The organism is Stenotrophomonas sp. ATCM1_4 (assembly GCF_004348115.1).
Lineage (GTDB): Bacteria > Pseudomonadota > Gammaproteobacteria > Xanthomonadales > Xanthomonadaceae > Stenotrophomonas > Stenotrophomonas capsici.
In genome coordinates this window covers 4,053,336-4,078,599 of the sequence record NZ_QPFB01000001.1, presented here as the reverse complement: position 1 = coordinate 4,078,599, position 25,264 = coordinate 4,053,336, and the positions used below count along the sequence as shown (strand labels likewise).

The window sequence follows — 25,264 nt, the reverse complement described above, 5'->3', positions numbered from 1 at the left end:
CGACGAAGGGCGGGTGCCATGCACCCGCCCTTCGTCATTTCATCCCCTCCGGCCAGGCTCAGCCCGGCTCGGTGGGTTCCGGTCCCGGTTCCGGGTGGGGCGCGGTATGGCGGGCCACGATGCCGGTGGCGGTGACCCCGCCGGTGGCATTGCCGATGGTGCAGAACACGTCGGGGATGGTGTCCACCGCCAGCAGCACGCCCAGCGGTTCCACCGGCAGCCCCATGCTCTGGGTGATCGGCAGGTTGTTGGTCATGAAGTTGGCCTGGCCGGGCAGGCCGGTCGAGCCCATGCTGATGACGGCCGCCAGCAGCACCGCCACCGCGTACTGCGAGGCGTGGATCTCGAAGCCATACAGCCAGGCAATGAAACTGGCCACGGCGATGTACTGCGCCGGGCTGGTGATGCGGAACAGCGACACCGCCATCGGCAGTACCAGCGCGGTCAGCGCCGGCGGGTAGCCCAGCCGGTTGCGCGCGCTGTCGATCATCGCCGGCAACGAGGCCAGCGAGGACTGCGTGCTGCCGGCGATCACCTGCACCGGCAGCAGCGCGGCGGCGAAGCGGCGCAGCGGTTCGCCGGCGGCGAAGCGTGCGACCACGTACAGCAGCAGGGTGATCAGGATGTAGATCACGCACATCAGCACGATGTAGTAGCCGATCACGCCCAGCACGCTCATGCCGACCTCGGCGCAGACCACCAGCACCAGCGCGAACACGCCCACCGGCGCGGCCCACAGCACCCAGCGCACGATGCTGATCATGGTGTCGGAGACGGTGCGGATGAGGTCGAGCAGCCGCTCGCGGCGCCCGGCTTCCTGCCGGCTCAGGGCGAAGCCGAAGAACATGGCGAACACCACCAGCGGCAGCATCGAGGCCGATGCGGCCGCGGCCAGCGCGTTGTTCGGGATCAGCCCGCTGATCCACTGCGCCGCCGATGGCGGCGTGGCGGCGGTGGCCGGCGAGCGCAGCGCCTCGCGGAAGGTCCGGATGGTGTCGGCATCACGCGGCACCAGGTCGAGCAGGGCGGGGGTGACCAGGGCCGAGAACGCGGCCGAGCCGACCAGCAGGACCAGGAACACGATGATCGCGTTGCGCGCGGTACGGCCCGAGGCGGCGGCATTGCTGGCGGTGTTGACGCCGACGATGACCAGCGCGGTGACCAGCGGCACCACGGTCATCTGCAGCGCGTTGAGCCACAGCCGGCCGATCGGGCGGGCGACATCGGCCACCTTCAGCGCCAGTGCCGGATCGTACCGGGCCAGCGACAGGCCGACGATGGCGGCGATGGCCAGCGCGATCAGCACCTTGACCGGCGCGGAGACGGTGAAGCGGCGTGCAGGCGTGCTCAAGGCGCGGCCTCCGCCAGGGAGGGCAGTCCCCAGTCACGGCGCAGGCGTTCGTACTCGGCCTGGGGCAGCAGCACGAACACGGGCTGGGCGGCGGGGTTGAGCCAGGCCAGCAGGTCACTCATCTGCTGCGGCTCCATCGCGGTGCAGCCGGCGGTGGCTTCGCCGGGGGCACGCCACAGGTGGGCGAAGATGCAGCTGCCCTGGCCCGGCACGTTGCCGGGGTTGTGTTCGATGACGAAGCCTTCGCGGTAACGGCGGTCGCCGTCGTTGTGCAGGTCCAGGCGCATGGCCTCGGTCGAGCCCTTGACCGCGTCGGCACCGACCTGGGCGGCATCGACGATGCGGTTGTACAGCGGCGAGGCCGGTACATCCATGCAGTAGCTGCTGGCCTGCATCGGCAGGTAGGGCAGGGCGCTGTGGATGTGTTCGGCATAGCCGAAGGCCGGGCCAATGGCGAAGATGCCGGCCGGGCTGCGGCCGTCGCCCTCGCGCTTGTGCGGGCCATCGGACTGGGGCGGATGCAGGCCGATGCCCCAGGCGCTGCCGCTGCGGCCCAGGGCCACGTCGAAACCGCCGGCATGTGCCTGCCAACCGTGTCCGGTGCGCTCGAAAGCCTGCAGGTGGCCCGACGGGGTGTCCCAGCTGGGCGTGGTGACCACGATCAACTGGCGCGCGGCGTGCACCGGCGCAGGCAACGAATGGGCCGAGGCGAGCGGGGCCGCCAGTGCGAACAGGCACAACAGCGGTGACAGCACCTGCCGGGCGAGGGAGGGAAACAGGGATGGCATGGCGGCGGCTCCGGCTGTCAGTTGTCGATCAGGTGCTGGATGCGTTCCTGGTTCAATGCCAGTTGTCGTTGCCGGTCCGGATTGGACTGGCACAACAGCACGAACACGAAGTCCAGCAGGTACTGCAGCGAGCAACGGTACAGCAGTTGCGCGATCTGCGGTTGCCGGTCATGCGCGCAGATGGCGAGCGCGGCATCGGCGTGTGCGCGCAGCGGATTGGCGGTGTGGCGGGTGATCGACACGACCTTGCCGCCGACCTCCTGGAACTGGCGCGAGAGCTGCCACAGCTGCGGCAGCTTGCCGAACTCGGAGAACACCAGCAGCACGTCGCCGGGGCGCGCGGCGGAGAGGTTGGCGGTCATCAGGATGGGGTCGGCGTGCTGGACGGTGAGGATGCCCAGCAGCGACAGCCGCATGGCGAATTCGCGGGCGTACAGGCCGTCGTCGCCTAGGCCGTAGATGAAGACCTTGGGCGCGTTGTCGACCAGCGCGATGACGGCCTCGACGTCGGCCTGCGGGTTGGCCGCCATGGTTTCCTCCTCGGCGGCGGACTTGGCGCGGCGCAGCGTGTCGGCGGCCAGCAGGTAGCCGCCGGGCTGTTCTTCCGGAGGCCAGTCGGTGGTGTCGCCGTTGCCGGCCAGCGCGACGGCCGAGCCGACCGAGTACTTCAGGTCGGGATAGCCCTTGAAGCCCAGCTTCTGGCTGAACTTGACGACGCTGGATTGGCTGATGCCCAGGGCATTGGCCAGCTGCTGGGAGGAGTAGTCGCGCAGCAGGTGGGCGTTGTCGAGGATGAAGTCGGCGATGCGACGTTCAATGGCCGACATCTGTTCGCGTTCGGCGCGGATTTTCAGCAGTGGGGCCATGGGCGGTGTGCCGGGAGTTCGTGGGTGACTTTACGGGATGGACGGCCGCTTTGGAGAGGGTCGGGTACGTACCGGGGCTCCCTCGTTCGCACGCAGTGTGGTGGTTGCTTTGGGGTGCGCCCCCTCCCTCGCACGCAGTGCGGGGGAGGGGGGGGGAGGGGGCTACAGAAGAAAGCATCGCCGGGAGGCGCTGCGCTCCAACCCCCGTGCCTTGTTCCCTCGATGGGCTGCGGTGTTGGGCCCGCTATATGGCAGAGCAGGAGCAGAGCCGGAGCTACCCCTCCCCAGCCCTCCCCTGCGCGCTGCGCAAGGGAGGGGGCAGAAGCAACAGCAACAGCAATTCGTGCGTCGGCGGCAACGGCTGCAGCAGCGGTTGCCGTCGCCGCGTGCATCACGGCTTGATCATCTCCAGGCCGCGCACCTGGAGGATGCCCAGGCCGGGGGCGTCGGTGATGGTGATCTCCGACTCGTTGAAGATCACCCCGCCTTCGACCGGATTGAACTGGCTCAGCGAGGGGCCGTCGAGGTCGACCTTGGTGATCGCGCCGGACTTGGCCACCGCCAGGTGCACCGCGGCGGCCACGCTGATGCTCGACTCCAGCATGCAGCCGATCATGCACGGCACGCCGTACAGCGAGGCGATGTCGGCGATCTTGATCGCGTTGGAGATGCCGCCGGTCTTCATCAGCTTGATGTTGATGATGTCCGCCGCGCCCTGCTGGATCAGGTCGAACACCTGGTGCGGGCTGAACACGCTTTCGTCGGCCATCACCGGGGTGTTCACCCGCTCGGTCACGTACTTCATGCCGGCGATGTCGGCGGCCTTGACCGGCTGCTCCAGCAGTTCCAGCACCACGCCGGCGTTCTCCAGCGCGCTCATCGCGTAGACCGCCTGCTTGGCGGTCCAGCCCTGGTTGGCGTCCAGGCGCAGCAGGGCGCGGCCCTCGACCGCGGCGTGGATCGCCTTGACCCGCTCGATGTCCAGGCCGATGTCCTTGCCCACCTTGATCTTCAGCGACTCGAAGCCGCGCTCGACCGCCGACAGCGAGTCGGCCACCATCTTGTCGATGTAGTCCACGCTGATGGTGATGTCGGTGGTGATCACCGGGTCGCCGCCACCCAGCATCTGGTACAGCGGGGCGCCGTGCAGCTGCGCCCACAGGTCGTACACGGCGATTTCCACCGCCGCCTTGGCGCTGGTGTTGCGCTCCAGCGAGGACTGGATGAGGCCGCAGATGCGATTGAGGTTGCTGATGTCCTCGCCGAGCAGGCGCGGCTTGATGAAGGTGTTGATGGCCTCGATGATCGAGCCGTGCGTGTCACCGGTGATCACCGCCGTGGGCGGGGCCTCGCCATAGCCGGTGTGGCCGCTGTCGGTGCGGACCAGCACCACCACGTCCTCCATGGTTTCCACCGTGCGCAGCGCGGTCTTGAACGGGGTCTTCAGGGGCACGCGCAGCATGCCCAGTTCGATGTCGGTGATCTTCATTTGGTGGTGTGCGGGCCGATGCGCTGGATGTTGGTCATGCGGTCGATGTAGCGGGCGGTGTCGCTGGCCATCATCGGGTCCAGGGGCGTCACCGACACGCCGTTGAGGCTGGCGTGCACGCGCTTGCCGCTGGCGTCGAACCAGCTGCCGCCGGAGGTGTCGTGGATCACCCAAGTCATGCCGTTGGACTGGCCGATGGCCATCATCACGTGGCCCGGGATGTAGACCAGGTCGCCGACCTGCAGGTTGGCGACGGCGGCGTCACGCCGGGCCTTGCCGTCGGCATCGCTGAAGGCGGTGCGGTCCAGCGCCGGGCTGATCGCCTGGGCGCTGGTGTTGCGCGGCAACAGCACACCGAAGCTGCGGTAGATCTCCGAGACGAAGCCGCTGCAGTCGCGGGTATCGTAGGAATGGCCCCAGCCATAGCGTTCGCCGAGGAACTTGAAGGCCTGGGTGATGAGGTTGCGCGGGGTCAGTGGCAGGTAGTCCGCGGCGGTGTCCTGCGAGCGCGGCAACAGGGCCGGCACCAGGGCCAGGCTGCCGTCGGCGTTGCGGACCGGCAGCTGGATGACATGGCTGCCATGGCCCTGCTGGCCGTTGACCGGGGTCATCGCCGGCCAGTCGGACAGCACCGGCACGCGCACGCCCATTTCCAGCTGCAGGTCGGACACGCGCGGCTCCTCCGGCGTGTGCACGGTGCGTGCGGTGGCCCCGGTGATGACCCGGTACGGGCCGGTGCTGCCGTAGCCGAACACCTGCGCGGCGTCGCCGATGCCGACGAAGCGCTTCTCCATCCAGGCGGCGTAGCGCTCGCTGCTGACGAACACCCACTTGCCATCGGCGCTCTCGTGCAGCACCGCCACGGCGTCGCCGGGGAACAGTGCCGACTCCTGGAAGCGATCGATGTCGGTGTCGCCTTGGCTGCTGAACACGCGCAGTTCGGTGGGGAAGGCCCGCAACGCGGCGCGGTGGACGACCAGGCCGTACTGGATCGGGCGGCTGGCCGGCACGCGCTCCAGCGCGAGGTTGTCGGTGATGGCCTTGAGTTGGGCCGCGCCCACCGGCTTGCCCTGCACGTCGTACAGGGGGCGGGTGGGGGCGCGGGAAATGCCGTTGATCTGCTCCAGCACCAGGGCGCGCGGCAGGTTGGCCGGCAACGCACGCAGGTCGTGGATGGAACTGTCCTGCTGGCGCATGCGCGCGTTCTGCGCGTCGATCCCGGCGCGGTCCAGGATCACCGCGTCGGGATCGGGCAACTGCGCGATCCAATGCTGCGGTGCGAGGAAGCTCTCCTCCAGGCCAAGGATGCCCGCGTAGGCTGGGGCAGGCGCCTGCGGCGGCGACAGTGCCCACGCCGGGCCGGCGCAGAGCGCCGCAGCGAGGAGCAGGGCCCGCGACAGCGGGGCGAGGCGTCGGCGCGGAAGGTGTGCCGGGATCACGTTCATTGGAACTCCCCTTGGAGATGCTTCGGAATATTTATTCCTTTCATCCATGAAAGCAAGAATAAATTATTGACCGGCTATCGGGTGCGTGTTAAACAGCCGTTACCACCCTGCACCTCTGGATGTGTTGCCGTGGCTTCAACTGTCGATTCTGCCTGCTTTGTCCGTGTCGCTCTCGCCCGCAAGGTAGCCGTCTCCCTGCTGGGGCTGGGCATCGCCTGCACGGCGCAGGCCGGCGAGGCACCGACGGTGTCCTTGCCGGCGTTGGAAGCACGGATCGACCGCGGTGACTTCGCCGGTGCGCAGGCCGAGATCGATGCTGCCCTGGCCGCGCCGGGGACCGATGCGCAGGCGCGCCAGGCCTATGCCTTCCAGCAGGAGCGCATGCGCCGGATGCGGCTGGATTTCAGCCTGGACGAAGCGCAGGCCAAGGCCGCGGTGCGCCGCTCCATCCCCGACCTGCGCGAGGCCGAGTTCAAGGCCTGGGACGATGCCGGCCTGATCGAGCACCTGGACATCGACGGCCAGCGCCGCTGGTTCAACCGTGCCCCGAACAACCTGTTCCTGCTGAGCGAGGAAGCCTCGCAGCGTCGCCCGGCGGACAAGCGCATCTCGCGACCGGGGCCGTACGAGCGGCTGGGGCCGCACCACGCCGAAGTCATCGCCGCCTCCGACCGCAGCGGCCGCAACAGTGTCAGTCCGCGCCGCATCCGCGTGACCCAGTCGATCACGGTCAAGGCCGATGCCGTGCCCGCTGGCGAGACCGTGCGTGCCTGGATCCCGTACCCGCGCGCGATCCCGGGCCAGCAGGAAAACATCCGCTGGCTGGGCAGCGTGCCGGACGGTGCGCAGGTCGCGCCCGAAGACACCCTGCAACGCACCGCCTACCTGGAGCGCACCGCGGTGGCGGGCACGCCGACCGAGTTTTCGGTCAACTACGAAGTCACCATCTCCGCGCGTCGCTTCGTGATCGACCCGGACAAGGTGCTGCCGACGCCGTCCGACCCGGCGCTGGCGCCCTTCCTGGCGCAGCGCGCGCCGCACGTGGTGTTCACCCCGGCGCTGCGTGCGTTCTCGCGCAAGGTGGTGGGCAACGAGACCAACCCCTACCGCGTCGCCCGGAAGCTGTTCGACGCGGTGGACCAGATCCCGTGGGGTGGCGCACGCGAATACTCCACCATCAGCAACATCTCCGACTACGCGCTGCACGCCGGCCATGCCGACTGCGGCCAGCAGACGCTGTTGCTGGTGGCGCTGCTGCGCCTGAACGGCATCCCGGCGCGCTGGCAATCGGGCATGGTCTATTCCGATGACGCGGTGGGCTACAACAACCTGCACGACTGGGGCGCGGTGTACCTGGCCCCGTACGGCTGGGTGCCGATGGACGTGACCACCGGCGCGCTGGACAGCAGCGTGCCGGCCGAGCGCGACTTCTATTTCGGCGGCATCGATGCCTACCGCATCGCCTTCAACGACGACTACTCACGGGCGCTGGTGCCGGCCAAGCAGCACTTCCGTTCGGAGACCGTGGACCTGCAACGTGGTGAAGTGGAGTGGAAGGGCGGGAACCTCTATTTCAACCAGTGGCAATACGACTTCCAGACGCAGGTGCTGCCGCTGGAAGGGCAATAGACAGCAGTTCGAGTCGTTACTTCACTATCTGCAGGAGAGAGCAGGGGATGAACAGCAAAATGTTGAAGCGGGCGGCGCTGACCGTCGCATTGGGCGCCTGTCTGGGGGCACTGGCGCCGAGCGTCATGGCGCAGAGCGCCACCGGCGCGATCGCAGGCCGCGCGAGCAGCGGTGACCAGATCACCATCGTCAACAAGGCCACCGGCCTGACCCGCACCGTCACCGTCGGTGCCGATGGTTCCTATCGACTGAGCCAGCTGCCGGTGGGCGATTACAGCCTGCAGGTCAAGCGTGACGGTGAGACCGACAAGGAGCCGCTGGCCGTCAGCGTGTCGCTGGGTGGCACCACCGCGGTCAACCTGGGGGGCGGTGACGGTGGCGCGGTGACCCTGGACTCGGTGCAGGTCACCGGTTCGAAGATCGTCAACCGCGTGGACGTGTACTCCACCGAGTCCTCCTTCAACATCAAGCGCGAAGAACTCTCGCGCATGCCGGTGGACCAGAGCGTGGCAGCCGTCGCGCTACTGGCGCCGGGCGTGGTGGCATCGGGCGCGACCTTCGGCGGCCTGACCTTCGGGGGTTCGTCGGTGGCCGAGAACGTGGCCTACATCAACGGCCTGAACGTGACCGACCCGTACCGTCGCCAGGGCTTCTCGACCGTTCCGTTCAACTTCTACGAGGAGTTCCAGGTCAAGACCGGCGGCTACTCGGCCGAGTTCGGGCGCAGCACCGGCGGCGTCATCAATGCCATCACCCGGTCCGGCGGCAACGAGTTCAAGGGCGGCGTCGAGGTCACGATGGAGCCGTCGGCGTGGGCTTCGTCCAAGAAGGATCACTTCCACCGCGACGGCACCATCGACGAGCGTGATCGCACCAGTCGTGATACCAGCCCGCTGACGAAGACCAATGTGTGGGCGTCCGGCCCGCTGGTGAAGGACAAGCTGTTCTTCTTCGCGATGTACGAAAACCGCGACAGCGACTCCAAGGACGTCGACGAGAGCGAGGCCTGGAAGACCAAGAGCAACAACGATTTCTGGGGCGGCAAGCTCGATTGGCGCATCACCGACAACCACATGCTGGAGCTGCTGGCGTTCTCCGACAAGTCGGACTTCGTCACCAACAGCTACGAAGACTACGTATGGGACACCAACCAGTTCGGTGAAACCACGGGTGTCAGCAGCGGCAGCTCGGGCGGCGACAACTGGTCGCTCACCTATACCGGCCACCTCACCGACAACTTCGTCGCCAAGGCCATGTATGGCGTAAACAAGCGCAGTTCGGTGGCGGACAGCCCGCTGGACGGCGACTGCAGCATCATCACGCTCGCCGCCAGCTACACCACCAAGTATGGCCCGAAGTCCAACCAGGGCTGCCATCCGACCAACAGCAGCATCAGCAGCCGCGAGGACAAGCGCGAGGCGGCACGCCTGGACTTCGAGTGGACCCTGGGTGACCACCTGCTGCGCTTCGGCGTGGACCAGGAGGACATGGATTCGGACAGCTCGGTCGTCTACCCGGGCGATGGCAGGAGCTACCAGGCGCTGGTGCTCAAGCCGGGCGATTCGGTCAACGGCACCGTGTTGCCGGCAGGCGTCACCGACATCGTCGACGCGCGGCGCTATGTCACCGGTTCGCCGGTGACGACCAAGGCGCAGGCGTTCTACGTGGAGGACAACTGGAACGTCACGCCGAACCTGCTGTTGAACCTGGGCGTACGCTTCGACCAGTTCCACAACAAGTTGGCCTCGGGCGCGACGTTCGCCAAAACCAAGTTCAACGACATGATCTCGCCGCGGCTGGGCTTCAGCTGGGACGTGAAGGGCGATGGCACCACCAAGGTGTTCGGCAACGCGGGTCGCTACTACACGCCGCTGACCAACAAGATCGCCGACTACTTTGGCGGTGGCACGATCGACGAGCACACCTACTATGCGCTCGACGGCTGGACCGAGATGACCCATCCGCTCACCGGCAAGCCGTACCTGGTGCCCAAGCTCGGCCAGCAGATCGGCCCGGTCAACACCGACGGCAACGCACCGGCGCCGAGCGACGTCCGCACCGCGGTGGCGAAGGACCTGAAGCAGGTCTACCAGGACGAGTTCATTCTCGGCTTCCAGCAGGCGATCAACCAGGAATGGTCGTATGGCGTGAACGCCACCTACCGCAAGATGACCCGCGCGGTGGAAGACGCACGCATCAACCATGTCGAAGGCTGCGACTGGTACTCCGGTGACTGGCCGATCATCAACCCCGGCGAGAAGAACACGCTGTGGTGCCCGGACACCAACAGCTGGGTCACCTTCGATTCGTCGAAGGACGGCTACAAGGCCGGTGGCAGCGGCCTGGTCATGGGGTACAAGAAGCCCAAGCGCACCTACAAGGCGGTGGAGTTCCAGCTGGACCGCGCGTGGAACGACAAGTGGTCGTTCAATGCCAGCTACATCTGGTCCAAGAGCGAGGGCAACATCGAAGGCCCGGTGAACTCGGATACCGGCTATGCCGACACCAATTTGGTGCAGTACTACGACCATCCGGCCGTCAATGAACGCTATGGCGTGCTGTTCAATGACTTCCGCCACCAGTTCAAGCTGCGCGGCACCTACAAGCTCAACGAGCAGTGGTCCTTCGGCAGCACCCTGTCGGCCCGTTCGGGCGGCCCGATCACCGCGTTCGGTGTGGTCTGGCCGGATGACAGCCGCAATGCCGGTGGTCCGGGTGAGTTCAGTGGTGGTGGTTCGGGTTGGCTGTGTGAGTCGTCGCCGACCAACAACTGCAGCGACTGGAAGACCCGCCAGCTGACGTACTCCGAGCGCGGTGCCTTCGGCCGCATGCCGTGGGTCGTGGACCTGGGCGCCAGCGTGATGTGGACGCTGCCGGTGGAAGGCATCGACCTGAAGGCTCGCCTGTCGGTGTACAACCTGCTCAACCGGCAGACCACGGTCAACGTCCACTCGCGGTATGAGAGTGCGCCCGGCTCGAAGATGGCCTACTTCGGCGAAGGCACCGTCTGGCAGGCACCGCGTTACACCAACCTGGTCGTGACCTGGAACTTCTGATGGTGCGTTGAACGGACGGCCCGCCTCGGCGGGCCGTTCGCTTTTGGGGAGGCAGTGATGGGCATCAAGCAACTTGCATGGCTCTGCGCGCTGGCCGTCACCGGCGTGGCGCAGGCCGCCGGTCCGTCGCGCAGCGAAGTGCTGGTCGACCAGGCCGTGCAGCACTACCGCCTGCCGGGCATCGCCGTGGGCGTGATCGAGGACGGCAAGGTCGTCCAGCGCATCAGCCGCGGTGAACTGGCCGTAGGCGAGGGCCGTGCGGTCGATCCGGAGACGCTGTTCAAGATCGCCTCCAACACCAAGGCGATGACCGCCGCGGTGCTGGCGCGGCTGGTGCAGGCCGGCAAGCTGCGCTGGGATGACCCGGTCACGCGGTACCTGCCGCAGTTCCGCATGCATGACCCGTGGGTGACGCGCAACCTGCAGGTACGCGACCTGCTGATCCACAACAGCGGGCTCGGGCTGGGGGCCGGCGACCTGATGCTGTGGCCGGAGCCGAACCACTTCGGGCGTGCCGACATCATCGCCGGGCTGGCGCATCTCAAGCCGACCGGCAGCTTCCGCGCCGACTACGCCTACGACAACCTGCTGTACGTGGTCGCCGGTGAGGTGGCCGCGGTGGCGGGCGGCAAACCCTACGCGCAGCTGGTGCGGCAGGAGATCTTCGAACCCTTGGGCATGCGGCGCTGCCAGGTGGGCGAATGGTCGCCGGCCACGGTGGACAACATCGCGCGCCCGCACTACCGCAACGACGGGCACGACATCGCCGCCGCGGCCGACCCGGCACGCGTGGAGGATTTCCCGTCGATGGCCGCTGGTGGCATCCGCTGCAGCCTGGATGACATGCTGCGCTGGATGCAGGTGCTGCTGGATCCGGCGCAGGCGCCGGGGTGGCTGGACGAGACCCAGCGCCGCGCGTTGTGGACGGCGCACATGCCGATGCCGATCAGCCAGCGCCAGCGCGAGTGGGACAACAGCCATTTCTCCGCCTATGGCTATGGCTGGCGCCTGTCCGACATGGATGGGCAATGGAAGGTCGCGCATACCGGCACGCTGTCGGGCATGTATTCGTCGCTGGCGCTGCTGCCGGATCGCAGGACCGGCGTGGTGATGCTGATCAACGGCGAGGCGGAGGACGCGCGCACCGCCCTGACCCAGGCCCTGCTCAAGCAGTACACGGCGCCGTCCAACGCGCCGGACGTGCTGTATTACGCCGGGCAGATGGAGCAGGCCGCGCGGCAGCGGCAGGCCGCCGGCCACGTGCGTCCGGCACTGGCCGATCGCAAGGCCGCGCAGCCGGCCGAAGTGGCGGATGCGCTGGGTGTCTGGCGCGATCCGTGGTTCGGCGAGGTGCGGCTGTGTGCCACGGGTGGCGGTGTCGCGTTCGCTTCGGTCAAGTCACCGACGCTGCAAGGCCCGGTGATGCGCAGCGGCACGCAGTGGTTCGTCGCGTTCCAGGACCTGGGCGAGGACGCCGATGCGTGGCTGGAATTCTCCGGTGATGCGGCGCACCCTGTCATGCGCATGCGCGCCATCGACCCGGAGATCGACTTCAGCTATGACTACCAGGACTTGGAATTCCACCGTGTCGGCGCGTGTCCGTAACACGGTGCTGATGGTGCTGCTGGGCAGCGCCGCCGGCGCCGCGACGGCGGTCGATGTCTCGCCCGCCACCACGCCGCAGCAGGCGGACATGGTCGATGTCGCCACCCTGGCACCGGGTTTCGTGCTGGACATGCGCTACGCCGGCCAGGACAACTTCACCGGCCGCGTCGTGCCCGGCTACGAGGCGCCGCGCTGCTATCTGCTGCAACCGGTGGCCGCGGCGCTGGCGCGGGTACAGCGCAGCCTGCAGGCGCAGGGCATGGCGCTGCAGTTGTACGACTGTTATCGGCCGGTACGCTCGGTGAAGGCCTTCGTGGCCTGGGTGCATGACCCGGCCGACCAGATCGCCAAGCCGCGCTATTACCCCAACCTCGACAAACGCACCCTGCTCGATGGCTACATCGCCGAGACCTCCGGCCACAGCCGCGGCGCCACCGTCGATCTGGGCCTGCTGGATTGCCGTGGCGACGACTGCACGGCGCTGGACATGGGCACCGGCTTCGATCGCTTCGATCCGCTGGCGCATACCGCCAGCCCGGACATCAGCGCGGCGCAGGCGCACAACCGTCGGTTGCTGCTCGACGCGATGCAGGCCGAGGGCTTTGCCAACTACCCGATGGAATGGTGGCATTTCACCTTCAAGCCGGAGCCCACCCCGGACACGGCGTACGACTTCCCGGTGCGTTGAGCCGGGGCATGGCAGGTAGACTGCCTGTCCCTGTCATCTCCCCGTTGCCCCATGAACCTGGTCCTGCACTACGGCCTGCTCGGCTCCTTCGAAGCGGCATTGATCGCGCTGGCCGTCGGCTTCGTGGTCTACGCGCTGTGGTGGCAGGTGTGCCGGCGGCATGGCCTGTCGCATGGGCATGCGGTGGGCTGGTCCAGCCTTGCCGCGGTGGCCATCTCCAGCGGCGTGGATGGCTGGAACCTGTTCTACCTGGGCATGGTGCGGCTGGAGTCACCGTTGTATGCCCGCCTGGCGCTGGCGGCGATCCACGATCCGGACCAGTTGGGGACGCGCGTGGTGCTGGAAGTGATCGGTGCATTGATCGGCGTGGGCCTGGGTTGGTGGGCATTCAGTTCCCGGCACCTGGCGCAGGACGCCACCGATGCACCCTGAGCGCCGTTTCCAGGCCGATAGGTGCCTTTGCTGGAACAGTTGAATCGGTGGCTTACATCCACTTCACGAGCGGCTAACCGCGGCGGTAACCGCAGTGGGCAGGGGAGTGGTTAAGGCCACGTCTGCAGTGGATTTCCGGGGCAAGGACGATTCAGCTGGAGGCCGTCAGGGTTGGGGCCGTGCGGAACCTGCCGCGCTTTCCCAACAACGACGAGGAAAACCTGATGACCATTCGTAATCGCGCCCCGCTGTTCGCCCTGGCCGCACTGATGGGCTCCGCTCTGGCGATGCCGGCCATGGCCCAGGATGCACAGGACCAGGCCGCCGCCGCCCAAGCTGCGGCGCAGCAGGCGCAGGATGCCGCGGCCGATGCATCGGCCAACGCCGCACAGGCGTCGGCCGCCGCCAATGGCGGCCAGACCTGGGGCAGCGTCGATACCGACGGTGACGGCAGCATCAGCAAGACCGAGGCGCAGGCCAACGCCGGCCTGTCGCAGGTGTTCGATGACGCCGACGCCGACAAGGACGGCAAGCTGACCCCGGACGAGTACCGCGCCTACGCGGCCAAGCAGCAGAAGTAAGCCCACAGGTGGAGCGCCCCTTTCCCGGCTGGGGAGAGGGGCGCTCCTGTTTCCGGGGTGGTGCGCGGCATGGCGGTACGGGGTAACGCGGTATCCTGTCGCGCATGAACCAGACCACTTCCCCCTCCGCCATCGGCCTGGTCGGCTTCGATGGCGATGACACGCTCTGGAAGAGCGAGGACTACTACCGCCTGGCCGAGCAGGAGTTCGAATCCATCCTCGGCCATTACATCGACCTGCACGATGCCGATACCGCCCGCCACCTGCTGGCCGTGGAGCGGCGCAACCTGGCCATCTTCGGCTATGGCGCCAAGGGCATGACCCTGTCGATGCTGGAAGCGGCGATCGAGCTCACCGACGAGAAGATCTCCGCCCACCACCTGCGCCAGGTGATCGAGATCGGCCGCCGCACCCTGCAGCACCCGGTGGACGTGATCGACGGCGTGCGCGACGCCGTTGCCGCCATCGCCGCCGAATACCCGGTGGTGCTGATCACCAAGGGTGACCTGTTTCACCAGGAGCAGAAGATCAAGCGTTCGGGCCTGCGCGACCTGTTCCCGCGCATCGAGATCGTCTCGGAGAAGGACCAGTCCACCTACGCGCGCGTGCTGGCCGAGTTCAACCTGCCGGCCGAGCGCTTCGTGATGGTGGGCAACTCGCTGCGGTCGGACATCGAGCCGGTGCTGGAGCTCGGCGGCTGGGGCGTGTACACGCCGTATGCGGTCACCTGGGCACACGAGGCCGAGCACGGTGTATCCGACGATGCGCCGCGCCTGCACCAGGCCGATACCGCGCACCAGTGGGTCCAGGCGGTACGCGCCATCGCGGCGCAGGCTGGCTGAGCATGGGCAGCGTCCGCCATCGGCAGCGCCGGCCCGTGCTGACGTTGCTGGTGCTGGGCCTGCTCACGGGAGCCCCCGTGGCGGGCGCGCAGCAGCCCGCCGCGGCACCGGCCACGGCCCCCGCACCTGCGTACGCGGCGGCCACCGGCGATGCCTGGGTGGACCGGCAGCTGGCCGACATCAATGCCTATGCGGCGCGCTATCCGGATGCCTTCCTGGATGAACTGGTGCGCTATGCCGGGGCACGCCCGGGGTATGTCCAGGCACTGATGCAGGCGCATGGCTGGGCACCGGCCGATGTCTACCTGGCCTGCTTCTGGGGCCAGGCCAGCGCGACCGGCTGCCGGGAGTGGGTGCGTGCCCGCACCGCCCAGCCGGACGCGGACTGGAAGGCCGTGCTCGAGCGCGATGGCCGGGCGGTGGACAACCTGCAATGGCGGGCCCTGCGCCATGCCATCGTGGCCAGCTACGACCACTGGGACCGGCCGATCCGCCTGGATCCGCTGCTGCAGCGCCAGTTGGGCGATCGCGCGAAGCGGGATGCGGCCGCGCGCAAGGCGCAGTGAGCGAGCGGAACCCCCTGCGAGCCTGATGGCGGCGGGGCGGGGCATCGCGCCGGGCGGGCGTCGTTGACACCGCTGGCACGGGGGCTTTTGTTGCCGGGCGGATAGGCGCGGCACCGCATTCCGGGCGAAAATGGCGGTTCCTTCGATTTCGCGCCAGCGCGCCCAGTCATGACCGCCGACCGTTTCGTTTCCTCCGACCACATCCGCAGCCTGTTCTCGCAGGCCATGTCGCACATGTACCGCACCGAAGTGCCGTTGTACGGCACCCTGGTGGAACTGGTGGGCGAGATCAACGCCGAGGTGCTGGCGGCGCAGCCGGCAATGGCCGAGCAGATGCAGCGCAGCGGCGAGCGCGAGCGGCTGGACGTGGAGCGCCATGGCGCGATCCGCGTCGGTACCGCGCAGGAACTGGCGACGCTGCGTCGTTTGTTCGCGGTGATGGGCATGCAGCCGGTGGGCTACTACGACCTGTCAGTGGCCGGCGTGCCGGTGCATTCCACCGCGTTCCGCCCGGTGGACGGCGAGTCGCTCAACCGCAACCCGTTCCGCGTGTTCACCTCGCTGCTGCGGCTGGAGCTGATCGACGATGAAGCGCTGCGCACGCAGGCCGCGCAGATCCTGTCCCGCCGCAACATCTTCACCCCGGGCGTGCTGCAGTTGATCGAGCAGTGCGAGCGCGACGGTGGCCTGGTCGAAGACGACGCCTGGCGCTTCGTGGTCGAGGCGCTGGAGACCTTCCGCTGGCACAACGAAGCCACCGTCTCGCTGCAGACCTACCACGCGCTGCATGGCGCGCATCGCCTGATGGCCGACGTGGTCAGCTTCCGCGGCCCGCACATCAACCATCTCACCCCGCGCACGCTGGACATCGATGCTGCGCAGGCAGCGATGCACGAACGTGGCCTGGCCGCCAAGGCGGTGATCGAAGGCCCGCCGCGCCGGGAGTGCCCGATCCTGCTGCGCCAGACCAGCTTCAAGGCGCTGGAGGAGATGGTGCATTTCCCGTCCGGTGCCGACAACGAGGCCGGTACCCACACCGCGCGCTTCGGCGAGATCGAGCAGCGTGGCCTGGCGCTGACCCCGAAGGGGCGTGCGCTGTATGACACCCTGCTGGCACAGGCGCGCGAGAGCGGCGGTGCCGGAAGCACCGGCGGCGACTACATGCAGCGCCTGCAGGCCGCCTTCGCCGGCTTCCCGGACGACCACGACGTGCTGCGCCGCGAAGGGCTGGGCTACTACCGCTACGCGCTGACCGAGGCGGGCCGTGCGTTGCCGGTGGCCGAGCGCGACCTGCCGGCCGAGGTGCTGATCGCACGCGGCCTGGCCAGTGCCGATCCGATCATCTACGAGGACTTCCTGCCGGTGAGTGCCGCGGGCATCTTCCAGTCCAACCTGGGCGGTGATGAGCAGCGTGCCTACGCCGCCCGCGCCAACCGCGATGCCTTCGAGCAGGCCTTGGGGGCCAAGGTCAGCGACGAGTTCGGCATCTACCAGCAGCTCCAGGACGCATCGCTGGCCAGCCTGCGCGCCTGACCGACGGCCGATGCTTGCCGATGGCGGGCGGGGCGCTATGCTCCGCCCAACCCCAGGCAAGGAGTTGGCCGATGAAAGTACGCAGTTGCGTGATGGTGCTGGTGGCCGCCGTGGTCGTGGCGGGCTGCTCGCAGAAGGTGAGGCACGTTGGACCCATGCCTTCACCGCTGCCCGCGCCACCGGCGCCGATGGCAAGGATGGCGGGCGCCCCGACCCTCAACACCATCGTCATGACCGGCTCGCAGGTTGTGCCTGCGGCCAACACCGAGGTCTACGAGCGGCCGGACGACAACCCGGTCAAGCGCACCACCGAGCAACCCGTCTCGACCTTCTCGGTGGACGTGGACACCGGCAGCTACAGCAACGTACGGCGCATGCTCGATGATGGCGTGCGGCCACCGGCCGATGCGGTGCGTGCCGAGGAGTTCATCAACTACTTCAACTACGGCTACGCGGTGCCGGCCGACAAGGCGGTGCCGTTCCGCGTGCATACCGAGCTGGCGCGCGCGCCCTGGGACGCGCGCAGGCAGGTGCTGATGATCGGCATCAAGGGCTACGAACAGTCCCGGGCCGCGCTGCCGCCGATGAACCTGGTGTTCCTGGTCGACACCTCCGGCTCGATGTATTCGCAGGACAAGCTGCCGCTGCTCAAGCGCGCCTTCGCGCAACTGGTGCCGCAGCTGCGCAGCCAGGACCGGGTGGCCATCGTCGCTTACGCCGGTTCGGCGGGCCTGGTACTGGAGCCGACCCCGGGCGACCAGCATGGGAAGATCATCGCCGCGCTCGAACGCCTGCAGGCCGGCGGCAGCACCAACGGCGGTGCCGGCATCGAACTGGCCTATGCGATGGCGCGCCAGTCCTATGTCGAAGGTGGCGCCAACCGCGTGATCCTGGCCACCGACGGTGATTTCAACGTGGGCGTGGCCAACCGCCAGGCGCTGGAGACGCTGGTCGGTGACCGTCGCAAGAGCGGCATCGCGCTGACCACGCTGGGCTTCGGCACCGGCAATTACAACGATGCGATGGCCGAGCGCCTGGCCGATGTCGGCGACGGCAACCATGCCTACATCGACAGCCTGTCCGAAGCACGGCGGGTGCTGGTGCGCGAGATGGGCAGCACGCTGTTCACCATCGCCCGTGACGTGAAGATCCAGGTCGAGTTCAATCCGGCGCGGGTGTCGGAGTACCGGTTGATCGGCTACGAGAACCGCGTGCTGAACAACGAGGACTTCGCCAACGACAAGGTGGATGCCGGTGACATCGGCCCCGGCCATGAAGTGACCGCGTTGTACGAGATCGTGCCGGTGGGCAGTGGAGCCGAGCAGTTGCCGGCGTTGCGGTACGCAGACAAGGCACCGGCCGGCACTGCCCACGGGGACGAGGTGGCCGATGTACGCCTGCGCTACAAGCTGCCGGGCAGCGACAGCAGTGAACTGATCCGCCAGCCGGTGCTGGCCAGCACGTTGCGCGCGACGCCGAGCGAGTCGCTGCGGTTCGCCTCGGCGGTGGCGGGCTTTGCCGATGCACTGCGCGGTGGCGAGCGCATGCCGGGCTGGAGCTGGGAGCAGATCATCGCAACGGCGCGGGACGCGCGCGGTGATGACCCGGAAGGCGAGCGCGCGCAGTTCATCCAGCTGGTCAAGGCGGGGCAGGGGCTGGTGGAAACGCCTGCACGCCCCGCGCAGAAGGCGGATTGACGCGGCGGAGCCGTGCCAGCGGTGCAGCTGCCACCGCCAGTGCTGTTGCGGTTGATCTTCCCCCTCCCTTGCGCGCAGCGCAGGGGAGAGTCGGGGTTGCTTTGGCTTTGCGCTTGGGCGCCTGATGGTCCTGCGCTTTCCGCGGCATACATGGCAACCACTGCAACGGAACAGCCAGACCAACGGCACCCCTCCCCAGCCCTCCCCTTGCCTGCGGCAAAGGGAGGGGGCAGAGCGCGTCCTGCAAAGGGAAGGGCAGAGCGTGTCGCCTGCAAGCCCGTCGCGTCACACAGGCCGGAATGCACTCCCGGCCCGTCGGTCACTCACGCACGGGCCAGTCTGCGCAGGCGCTTGCGCTCCTTCGCACGCGCACGCCAGTTGCGCCAATGCTTCTGCAGGCACGAGAAGATCACGTACAGCGCCGGCGTGCTCAGCAGGGTCAGGCTCTGCGAGATCAGCAGGCCGCCGATCATCGCGATACCCAGCGGGCGGCGCAGTTCCGAACCCTCGCCGATGCCGATGGCCAGTGGCAGCGCGGCCAGGATGGCCACCATCGTGGTCATCATGATCGGGCGGAACCGCACGATGCTCGCCTCGCGCACTGCCTCGGCCGGCGACTTGCCGTGCTCGCGCTCGGCCACCAGCGCGAAGTCGATCATCATGATCGCGTTCTTCTTGACGATGCCGATCAGCAGTACCAGCGCGATCATCGAGATCACCGACAGGTCGGTGTTGGTCACCCACAGCGCCAGCAGCGCGCCCATGCCCGCCGCGGGCAGGGTCGACAGGATCGTCACCGGGTGCACCAGGTTCTCGTACAGCATGCCCAGCACGATGTAGACCGTGGCGATCGCGGCGATGATCAGCATCAGCATCGCCGATGGATCGGTGGCCTGGCCGAAGCCGCCCCGTTCGGTCTGGCGGATGTCCCCCGGCATGCGCAGGCCATCGATGGCGGCCTTGACGATGGCATCGCCCTCGCCACTGCTCACGCCCGGGGCCAGGTTGTAGCTCAGGTCCATCACCGTGTACTGGTTCTGGTGGGTCACCTGCGACGGCGCCAGGCCGGCTTCCTGGTGGGCCAGCGCAGTCAGCGGGATCATCTGGCCGCTCCTGGAGGCCACGTACAGGTCCTCGATCGCCGAGGGGCTGGCGGTCTGGCTGGGCAGCGCGTTGACCACCACGCCGTACTGGTTGAGGTCGGCGTAGATGGTGGAGATCTGGCGCTGGCCGAACGCGCCATACAGCGCACCGTCGATGGCACCGATGCTCACGCCCAGCCGCGAGGCCTTCTCGCGGTCGATGACGATCTTCTGCATCAGCCCGCCCTTGTCCACGTCCGAACCCACGTCGCGCAGCTTGGGGTTCTGCTTGAGCACTTCCACCAGCCTGGGCAGCCACTCGGCGAGCTGGTCGGCGTCGTTGCCCTGCAGGGTCACGCGGTTCTGCGCGCCCTGGCCACCGCCACCGCCGTCGGAGGGCAGGTCCTGGATCGCACGCAGGCGTACGTCCAGGTCGGGGAACTGCGCGGCCTTGGCGCTGAGGCGGGCGACCACGTCCTTGGTCGGCTCGCGGCGGCCGTCCTGGCGGGTCTTCAGCTCGATGTTGAACTGCGCGCTGCTGCCCTGGCGGCTGGAGCCCAGCCGTGAGCCGACCATCTTCACCGCCGGGTCGGCCAGGAACATGTCGCTGAGGCGGCGCTGGCGCGTGCTCATTTCCTGGAAGGACACGGTGGCGCTGGAGCTGGCCCGGCCCCAGATCAGCCCGGTGTCCTGCTCGGGGAAGGAGCCCTTGCTGACCGCGCCGGCCAGCATCACCATCGCCACGATCAGCAGCAGCGGGGTCAGCGCCAGCAGCAGGCAGTGGCGCAGCGAGAAGTCCAGCGCCACGGTGTACAGGCGCAACATCCCTTCGTGCATGCGGTCGAGCATGCGATGGGTACGCGACTCGCGCACGTGGGCCTCATGCGGCTGCAGGAAGCGTGCGCACAGTGCCGGGGTCAGGGTCAGCGAGACGATCGCCGAAACGACGATCGCCGCCACCAGGGTCAGCGTGAACTCGCGGAAGAACGCACCGAGCATGCCCTGGGCGAAGATGATCGGCAGGAACACCGCCACCAGCGATGCGGTGATCGAGACGATGGTGAAGCCGATCTCGCGGGCACCGGCCAGCGCGGCCTGCCTGCGCGGCATGCCCTCATCAAGGTGGCGCATGATGTTCTCGATCACCACGATCGCATCATCGACCACGAAGCCGATGGCGATCACCAGCGCCAGCAGGGTCAGGTTGTTGAGGGTGAAGCCCAGCGTGCTCATCACCAGCGCGGCGCCGGCCAACGACAACGGCACGGTCACCGCCGCGATCAACGTCGGTGCCAGCCGGCGCAGGAACAGCGCCATGGTCAGGATCACCATCGCCAGGCTGATCATCAAGGTGATCTGCACCTCGGTCAGCGAGGCGCGGATGGTCGGGGTACGGTCGAAGTACGGGGTCAGCGTGGTGCCGGCGTCGAGGTAGCCGGTCAGCATCGGCACCGCGGCCTTGACCCGGTCCACGGTGGCGACCAGGTTGTCGCCGCTGCGCAGGTACACATACATCAGCACGCCGCGCTTGCCGTTGAACCAGGCGGCTTGGTAGGCGTCCTGCTGGCCGTCGTAGACGGTGGCAATGTCCTTCAGCCGCACCACCGCGCCGTCATGCGTGGAGATGGCGACGTTGGCGAAGTCCGAGGCCTTGCGCACCTGGTCGTTGAGCACGATCGCGGTCTGGCTGCTGCCGTCGCTGAGGAAGCCCAACGGCGAGGCCACGTTGGCCGCGCGCATGGCATTGCGCAGGTCGTCCGGGCTCAGTCCCAGCGCGGTCATCGCACGCAGGTTGAGGTCGATGCGCACCGCCGGCGTCGAGGCACCGGCGATGTCCACCTGCGACACGCCCGGCAACTGGCGCAGCCGCTGCGCCAGCAGCGAGTCGGCCAGGTTGTACAGCTCGGCGACCGATTGTGTTTCCGAGGTCAGCGCCAGCGCGATCACCGGGTCATCGTTGGGGTTGGCCTTCTGGTAGGTGGGCGTGTTGATGCCGGCCGGCAGGTCGGCCATCGCCGCGTTGATCGCGGCCTGCACGTCCTGCGCGGCGGCGTCGATGTCGCGGCTGGTGTTGAACATCAGGAACACCATGCTGCGCCCGTCGCTGCTGCTCGAGCGCATGGTGTCGATGCCCGGTACCTGGCCGAGGTGGCGCTCCAGCGGCGCGGTCACCGTGGCGGCCATGGTGTTGGCGTCGGCACCGGTGTTGGAGGCCTGCACGAAGATCACCGGGATCGCCAGGTTCGGCAGGGCCGCCACGCCCAGCCGCAGGTAGCAGACCAGGCCGGCGAAGAACAGGCCGATGGCGAGCAGGCCGATGCCGATCGGGCGCTTGATGAAGGGCGCGGAGATGTTCATCCGTGCGCCTCAGCGGGCGGCGTGCAGGCGCGCGGCGGCACGCTGCTCGCGGCGCCTGGCCGCCCATTCGGACAGGCGCTCGAAGTACAGGTAGATCACCGGCGTGGTGTACAGCGTGACCAGCTGCGAGAGCAGCAGGCCGCCGACGATGGCCACGCCCAGCGGGCGGCGCAGCTCCGAGCCGATGCCGGTGCCCAGCGCCAGCGGCAACGCGCCCAGCATCGCCGCCGCGGTGGTCATCATGATCGGGCGGAAGCGCAGCAGACAGGCACGGCGGATCGCGTCGTACGCGTTGGCGCCGGCCCGCTGCGCGTCCAGCGCGAAGTCGATCATCATGATCGCGTTCTTCTTAACGATGCCGATCAGCAGCACGATGCCGACGATGCCATCCACCGACAGGCTCATCCCGCACAGGTACAGCGCCAGCAACGCGCCGACGCCGGCCGGCGGCAGCGTGGAGATGATGGTCAGCGGGTGGATGTAGCTCTCGTACAGCACGCCCAGCACGATGTAGATCACCGCGATGGCGGCCAGCAGCAACAGCACCACGTCGGTCTGGCTGCTGGAGAACTCGGCGGCGGTGCCGATGAACTGGGCCTGCATCTGCTGGGGCAGCTGCAGTTCGGCCACCGCCTTGTTGATGGCGTCCACGCCTTCGGACAGCGAGTAGCCCGGGGCCAGGTTGAAGGAGATGGTCGCCGACGGCAGCTGCTGCTGGTGGCTGACGATCAGCGGCGCGGTGCCGGGCACCGCGGTGGCGATGGCCGACAGCGGGATGCTGCCGCCACCCCCCAGCGCGATGCCGGTGTTGCTGTTGCCGATGCCGGTGGCGGTGGAGGAGTTGCTCGAGCTCACCTGGCCCAGCGTGGTGGCGTTGCTGCCGGTCAGCGTGCCGCTGCCGTTGCTGCCGATCGCCAGCTGGTTCATCAGCGCGTCGCTGTTGCGGAACTCCGGCGCGACTTCCAGCACCACGCGGTACTGGTTGAGCTGGGTGAAGATGGTGGAGATCTGGCGCTGGCCGTAGGCGTCGTACAGGGTGTCGTCGATGGTCTGCATCGGCACGCCGTAGCGGCTGGCCTTGTCGCGGTCCACCTGCACGTGCAGCGCCCGGCCATGGTTGGCCAGGTTGTTGTCCACGTCGGCCAGCTCGGGCAGGCGCCGCAGCGCATCGGTGACGCGCTCGGTCTGGGCGGCCAGCTCGGTGCTGTCCATGTCCGAGAGCGAGAACTGGTAGGCGGTGGCGGCCACGCGCGTGTCCAGGGTCACGTCCTGCACCGGCTTGAGGTACAGCGCGACGCCGGGGATATGCGCGGCGGCGGCCTGCAGGCGCGGCAGGATCACGTCCAACCCGTCACGCTCGCCACGGTCCTTGAGCACGATGCTCAGCTGGCCCTGGTTGAGCGTGGGGTTCATGGTGCCGGCGCCGATGTAGGCGGCCACGCCGGTGACCGCCTCGTCGTGGCGCAGCGCCTCGGCCACGGCCTGGGTGCGCTGCTGCATCTGGTCGAAGGCCACGTTCTGGTCGGCCAGCACCACGCCGGTGACCATGCCGGTGTCCTGGTCGGGCAGCAGGCCCTTGGGGATGGCCATGTACAGCAGCACGGTCAGCGCCACCGAGGCCAGTGCGATGCCCAGGGTCAGGCGCTGGTGGCGCAGCACCCAGTCCAGGCTGCGCTCGTAGGCGTGCACCAGCCGCGACCAGGCGGTGACCTTGCCTGCGGCGGCCGCGCGCTCGTGGGCGTCGTCACCCTCGGGCAGGGCGTCGGGCTTGAGCAGGTAGGCGCACATCATCGGCGTGAGCGTGAGCGAGATCAGCATCGAGATCGCCACCGCGATCGACAGCACCCACGCGAACTCGTGGAACAGGCGCCCGGTGACGCCGGGCATCAGGATCAGCGGCAGGAACACCGCGATCAGCGACACCGTCAGCGACAGCACGGTGAAGCCGATCTCCTTCGAACCCACCTCGGCCGCTTCCTGGCCGTCCTTGCCCTGCTCGATGTAGCGCACGATGTTCTCGATCATCACGATCGCATCGTCGACCACGAAGCCGGTGGCCACGGTCAGCGCCATCAGCGACAGGTTGTCCAGCGACATGCCGGCGAAGGCCATCACCCCGAAGGTGCCCAGCAGCGACAACGGCACCGCCACCGACGGGATCACCGTGGCCCACAGGCGGCGCAGGAACACGAAGATCACCGCCACCACCAGGCAGATGGTGAGGATGAGCGTGAACTGCACGTCGTGCACCGAGGCGCGGATGGTCACGGTGCGGTCGGAGAACACGTCCAGCGTCACGTCGGCCGGCAGCATCGCCTGCAGGCTGGGCAGGATCTGGCGGATGCTCTCCACCGTCTTGACGATGTTGGCGCCGGGCTGCCGGCGCACTTCCAGCAGCACCGCCGGCTTGCCGTCGGCCCAGGCGGCGATCTGGTCGTTCTCCACGCCGTCGACCACCTTGGCCACGTCGCGCAGGCGCACCGGCGCACCGTTCTGGTAGCGGATGATGATGTCGTTGTACGCCGCCGCGTCGGCCAGCTGGTCGTTGGTGGACAGCGTGTAGCTCTGCGTTTTGCCGTTGAGCGAGCCCTTGGGCGCGTTGACGTTGGCCTGGGTCAGCGCGCTGCGCAGGTCCTCCAGGGTCATGCCCATGTTCGACAACTGCGCCGGGTTGGCCTGGATGCGCACGGCCGGGCGCACGTTGCCGGCGATGGAGACCAGGCCCACGCCGTCGGTCTGCGACAGGCGCTGGGCCAGCACCGAGTCGGCCAGGTCGTTGACCTCGCGCAGCGGGCGCGTGTCCGAGGCCAGCTTGAGGGTCAGGATCGGCGCATCGGCCGGGTTCACCCGGTTGTAGACCGGCTGGTAGGGCAGCGAGCTGGGCAGGGTGGCCTGGCGGATCGCGGCCTGCACGTCCTGCGCGGCGGTGTTGATGTCGCGCTCCATCGAGAACTGCAGCACGATGCTGGACAGCCCGGCCGAGGAGTCGGAAGTCATCATGTCCAGGCCGGAGATCTGGCCCAGCTGCCGCTCCAGCGGCGTGGTCACCAGCGAGGCCATGGTCTGCGCGCTGGCACCGGGGTACTGCGTGGTCACCACCAGGCTGGGCGCCTCGATCTCGGGCAACGCGGCCACCGGCAGGCGCTGGTAGCCGAGGATGCCCAGCAGCATCAGGCCGATCATCAGCAGTGAAGTGGCGATCGGTCGGCGGATGAAGATAGTCGAGAAGCCCACGGGCGATTCCTGGTGCGAAGGG

The 25,264-nt window shown here is 68.0% G+C and carries 17 protein-coding genes; 10 read left to right on the top strand and 7 right to left on the bottom strand.

The features are described from left to right. Positions 1-58: 58 nt before the first annotated feature. The 5 genes from ATCM_RS18510 to ATCM_RS18490 all read right to left on the bottom strand — a co-directional run bounded on the left by ATCM_RS18510 (position 59) and on the right by ATCM_RS18490 (position 5,939). A complete protein-coding gene (locus tag ATCM_RS18510) occupies positions 59-1,351 on the bottom strand; it encodes a cation:dicarboxylase symporter family transporter (protein ID WP_132865934.1) in 1,293 nt (430 codons plus the stop codon). Continuing rightward, a complete protein-coding gene (locus tag ATCM_RS18505) occupies positions 1,348-2,139 on the bottom strand; it encodes a hypothetical protein (RefSeq protein ID WP_243694060.1) in 792 nt (263 codons plus the stop codon). Before ATCM_RS18505 ends, ATCM_RS18510 begins: the two co-directional genes overlap by 4 nt. A 17-nt stretch (positions 2,140-2,156) precedes the next feature. Beyond that, positions 2,157-3,005: a MurR/RpiR family transcriptional regulator gene (locus ATCM_RS18500; RefSeq protein WP_132865933.1), complete on the bottom strand. Its 849-nt coding sequence runs from the start codon at positions 3,003-3,005 to the stop codon at positions 2,157-2,159. 391 nt (positions 3,006-3,396) lie between these two features. Further along, on the bottom strand, positions 3,397-4,494 hold the full coding sequence (locus ATCM_RS18495) for a dipeptide epimerase (RefSeq protein WP_132865932.1): 1,098 nt from the start codon (positions 4,492-4,494) through the stop codon (positions 3,397-3,399). Then, a complete protein-coding gene (locus ATCM_RS18490) occupies positions 4,491-5,939 on the bottom strand; it encodes an SH3 domain-containing protein (protein ID WP_132865931.1) in 1,449 nt (482 codons plus the stop codon). The genes ATCM_RS18495 and ATCM_RS18490 overlap by 4 nt, the downstream gene beginning before the upstream one ends. 309 nt (positions 5,940-6,248) lie before the next feature. Here ATCM_RS18490 and ATCM_RS18485 point away from each other — a divergent pair, with 309 nt between their 5' ends. The 10 genes from ATCM_RS18485 to ATCM_RS18440 all read left to right on the top strand — a co-directional run bounded on the left by ATCM_RS18485 (position 6,249) and on the right by ATCM_RS18440 (position 18,568). Next, positions 6,249-7,568, top strand: coding sequence for a transglutaminase domain-containing protein (locus ATCM_RS18485; RefSeq protein ID WP_243694111.1), 1,320 nt, complete (start codon positions 6,249-6,251; stop codon positions 7,566-7,568). A gap of 47 nt (positions 7,569-7,615) precedes the next feature. Further along, entirely contained in the window at positions 7,616-10,624 is a 3,009-nt protein-coding gene (locus ATCM_RS18480; RefSeq protein ID WP_132865930.1) for a TonB-dependent receptor, read from the top strand. A 57-nt stretch (positions 10,625-10,681) separates the two neighbouring features. Next, complete coding sequence (locus ATCM_RS18475; RefSeq protein WP_132865929.1) at positions 10,682-12,229, top strand: serine hydrolase domain-containing protein; 1,548 nt, start codon at positions 10,682-10,684, stop codon at positions 12,227-12,229. A 10-nt stretch (positions 12,230-12,239) separates the two neighbouring features. Next, on the top strand, positions 12,240-12,917 hold the full coding sequence (locus ATCM_RS18470; RefSeq protein ID WP_132866238.1) for a M15 family metallopeptidase: 678 nt from the start codon (positions 12,240-12,242) through the stop codon (positions 12,915-12,917). Between the two features lie 51 nt (positions 12,918-12,968). Then, entirely contained in the window at positions 12,969-13,349 is a 381-nt protein-coding gene (locus ATCM_RS18465; protein ID WP_132865928.1) for a hypothetical protein, read from the top strand. Between the two features lie 224 nt (positions 13,350-13,573). Then, entirely contained in the window at positions 13,574-13,930 is a 357-nt protein-coding gene (locus tag ATCM_RS18460) for an EF-hand domain-containing protein (protein WP_132865927.1), read from the top strand. A 104-nt stretch (positions 13,931-14,034) separates the two neighbouring features. After that, on the top strand, positions 14,035-14,772 hold the full coding sequence (locus ATCM_RS18455; RefSeq protein WP_132865926.1) for an HAD family hydrolase: 738 nt from the start codon (positions 14,035-14,037) through the stop codon (positions 14,770-14,772). A 2-nt stretch (positions 14,773-14,774) separates the two neighbouring features. Beyond that, complete coding sequence (locus ATCM_RS18450; protein ID WP_243694059.1) at positions 14,775-15,338, top strand: hypothetical protein; 564 nt, start codon at positions 14,775-14,777, stop codon at positions 15,336-15,338. Positions 15,339-15,506: 168 nt separating this feature from the next. Then, positions 15,507-16,871, top strand: a complete 1,365-nt coding sequence (locus ATCM_RS18445; RefSeq protein WP_132865925.1) for a VOC family protein — start codon at positions 15,507-15,509, stop codon at positions 16,869-16,871. 71 nt (positions 16,872-16,942) lie between these two features. Beyond that, positions 16,943-18,568 (top strand): VWA domain-containing protein, encoded by a 1,626-nt coding sequence (locus ATCM_RS18440; protein WP_132865924.1) that lies wholly within the window; start codon positions 16,943-16,945, stop codon positions 18,566-18,568. 323 nt (positions 18,569-18,891) lie between these two features. Here the strand turns inward: ATCM_RS18440 and ATCM_RS18435 are convergent, their stop codons facing one another. Both ATCM_RS18435 and ATCM_RS18430 read right to left on the bottom strand, forming a co-directional pair. Beyond that, the gene (locus ATCM_RS18435; protein ID WP_132865923.1) at positions 18,892-22,008 is read right to left on the bottom strand and encodes an efflux RND transporter permease subunit; all 3,117 of its coding nucleotides are present in this window, start codon (positions 22,006-22,008) and stop codon (positions 18,892-18,894) included. Positions 22,009-22,017: 9 nt separating this feature from the next. Continuing rightward, positions 22,018-25,242 (bottom strand): efflux RND transporter permease subunit, encoded by a 3,225-nt coding sequence (locus tag ATCM_RS18430; protein ID WP_132865922.1) that lies wholly within the window; start codon positions 25,240-25,242, stop codon positions 22,018-22,020. Between the last annotated feature and the right edge of the window lie 22 nt (positions 25,243-25,264).

Bases quoted from the DNA above. Each gene is read 5' to 3' on its own strand.
- ATCM_RS18450 (WP_243694059.1), top strand. From the start codon at position 14,775: ATGGGCAGCGTCCGCCATCGGCAGCGCCGGCCCGTGCTGACGTTGCTG.
- ATCM_RS18445 (WP_132865925.1), top strand. From the start codon at position 15,507: ATGACCGCCGACCGTTTCGTTTCCTCCGACCACATCCGCAGCCTGTTC.
- ATCM_RS18475 (WP_132865929.1), top strand. From the start codon at position 10,682: ATGGGCATCAAGCAACTTGCATGGCTCTGCGCGCTGGCCGTCACCGGC.
- ATCM_RS18435 (WP_132865923.1), bottom strand. From the start codon at position 22,008: ATGAACATCTCCGCGCCCTTCATCAAGCGCCCGATCGGCATCGGCCTG.
- ATCM_RS18465 (WP_132865928.1), top strand. From the start codon at position 12,969: ATGAACCTGGTCCTGCACTACGGCCTGCTCGGCTCCTTCGAAGCGGCA.
- ATCM_RS18480 (WP_132865930.1), top strand. From the start codon at position 7,616: ATGAACAGCAAAATGTTGAAGCGGGCGGCGCTGACCGTCGCATTGGGC.
- ATCM_RS18500 (WP_132865933.1), bottom strand. From the start codon at position 3,005: ATGGCCCCACTGCTGAAAATCCGCGCCGAACGCGAACAGATGTCGGCC.
- ATCM_RS18470 (WP_132866238.1), top strand. From the start codon at position 12,240: ATGGTGCTGCTGGGCAGCGCCGCCGGCGCCGCGACGGCGGTCGATGTC.
- ATCM_RS18460 (WP_132865927.1), top strand. From the start codon at position 13,574: ATGACCATTCGTAATCGCGCCCCGCTGTTCGCCCTGGCCGCACTGATG.
- ATCM_RS18440 (WP_132865924.1), top strand. From the start codon at position 16,943: ATGAAAGTACGCAGTTGCGTGATGGTGCTGGTGGCCGCCGTGGTCGTG.
- ATCM_RS18505 (WP_243694060.1), bottom strand. From the start codon at position 2,139: ATGCCATCCCTGTTTCCCTCCCTCGCCCGGCAGGTGCTGTCACCGCTG.
- ATCM_RS18495 (WP_132865932.1), bottom strand. From the start codon at position 4,494: ATGAAGATCACCGACATCGAACTGGGCATGCTGCGCGTGCCCCTGAAG.
- ATCM_RS18490 (WP_132865931.1), bottom strand. From the start codon at position 5,939: ATGAACGTGATCCCGGCACACCTTCCGCGCCGACGCCTCGCCCCGCTG.
- ATCM_RS18455 (WP_132865926.1), top strand. From the start codon at position 14,035: ATGAACCAGACCACTTCCCCCTCCGCCATCGGCCTGGTCGGCTTCGAT.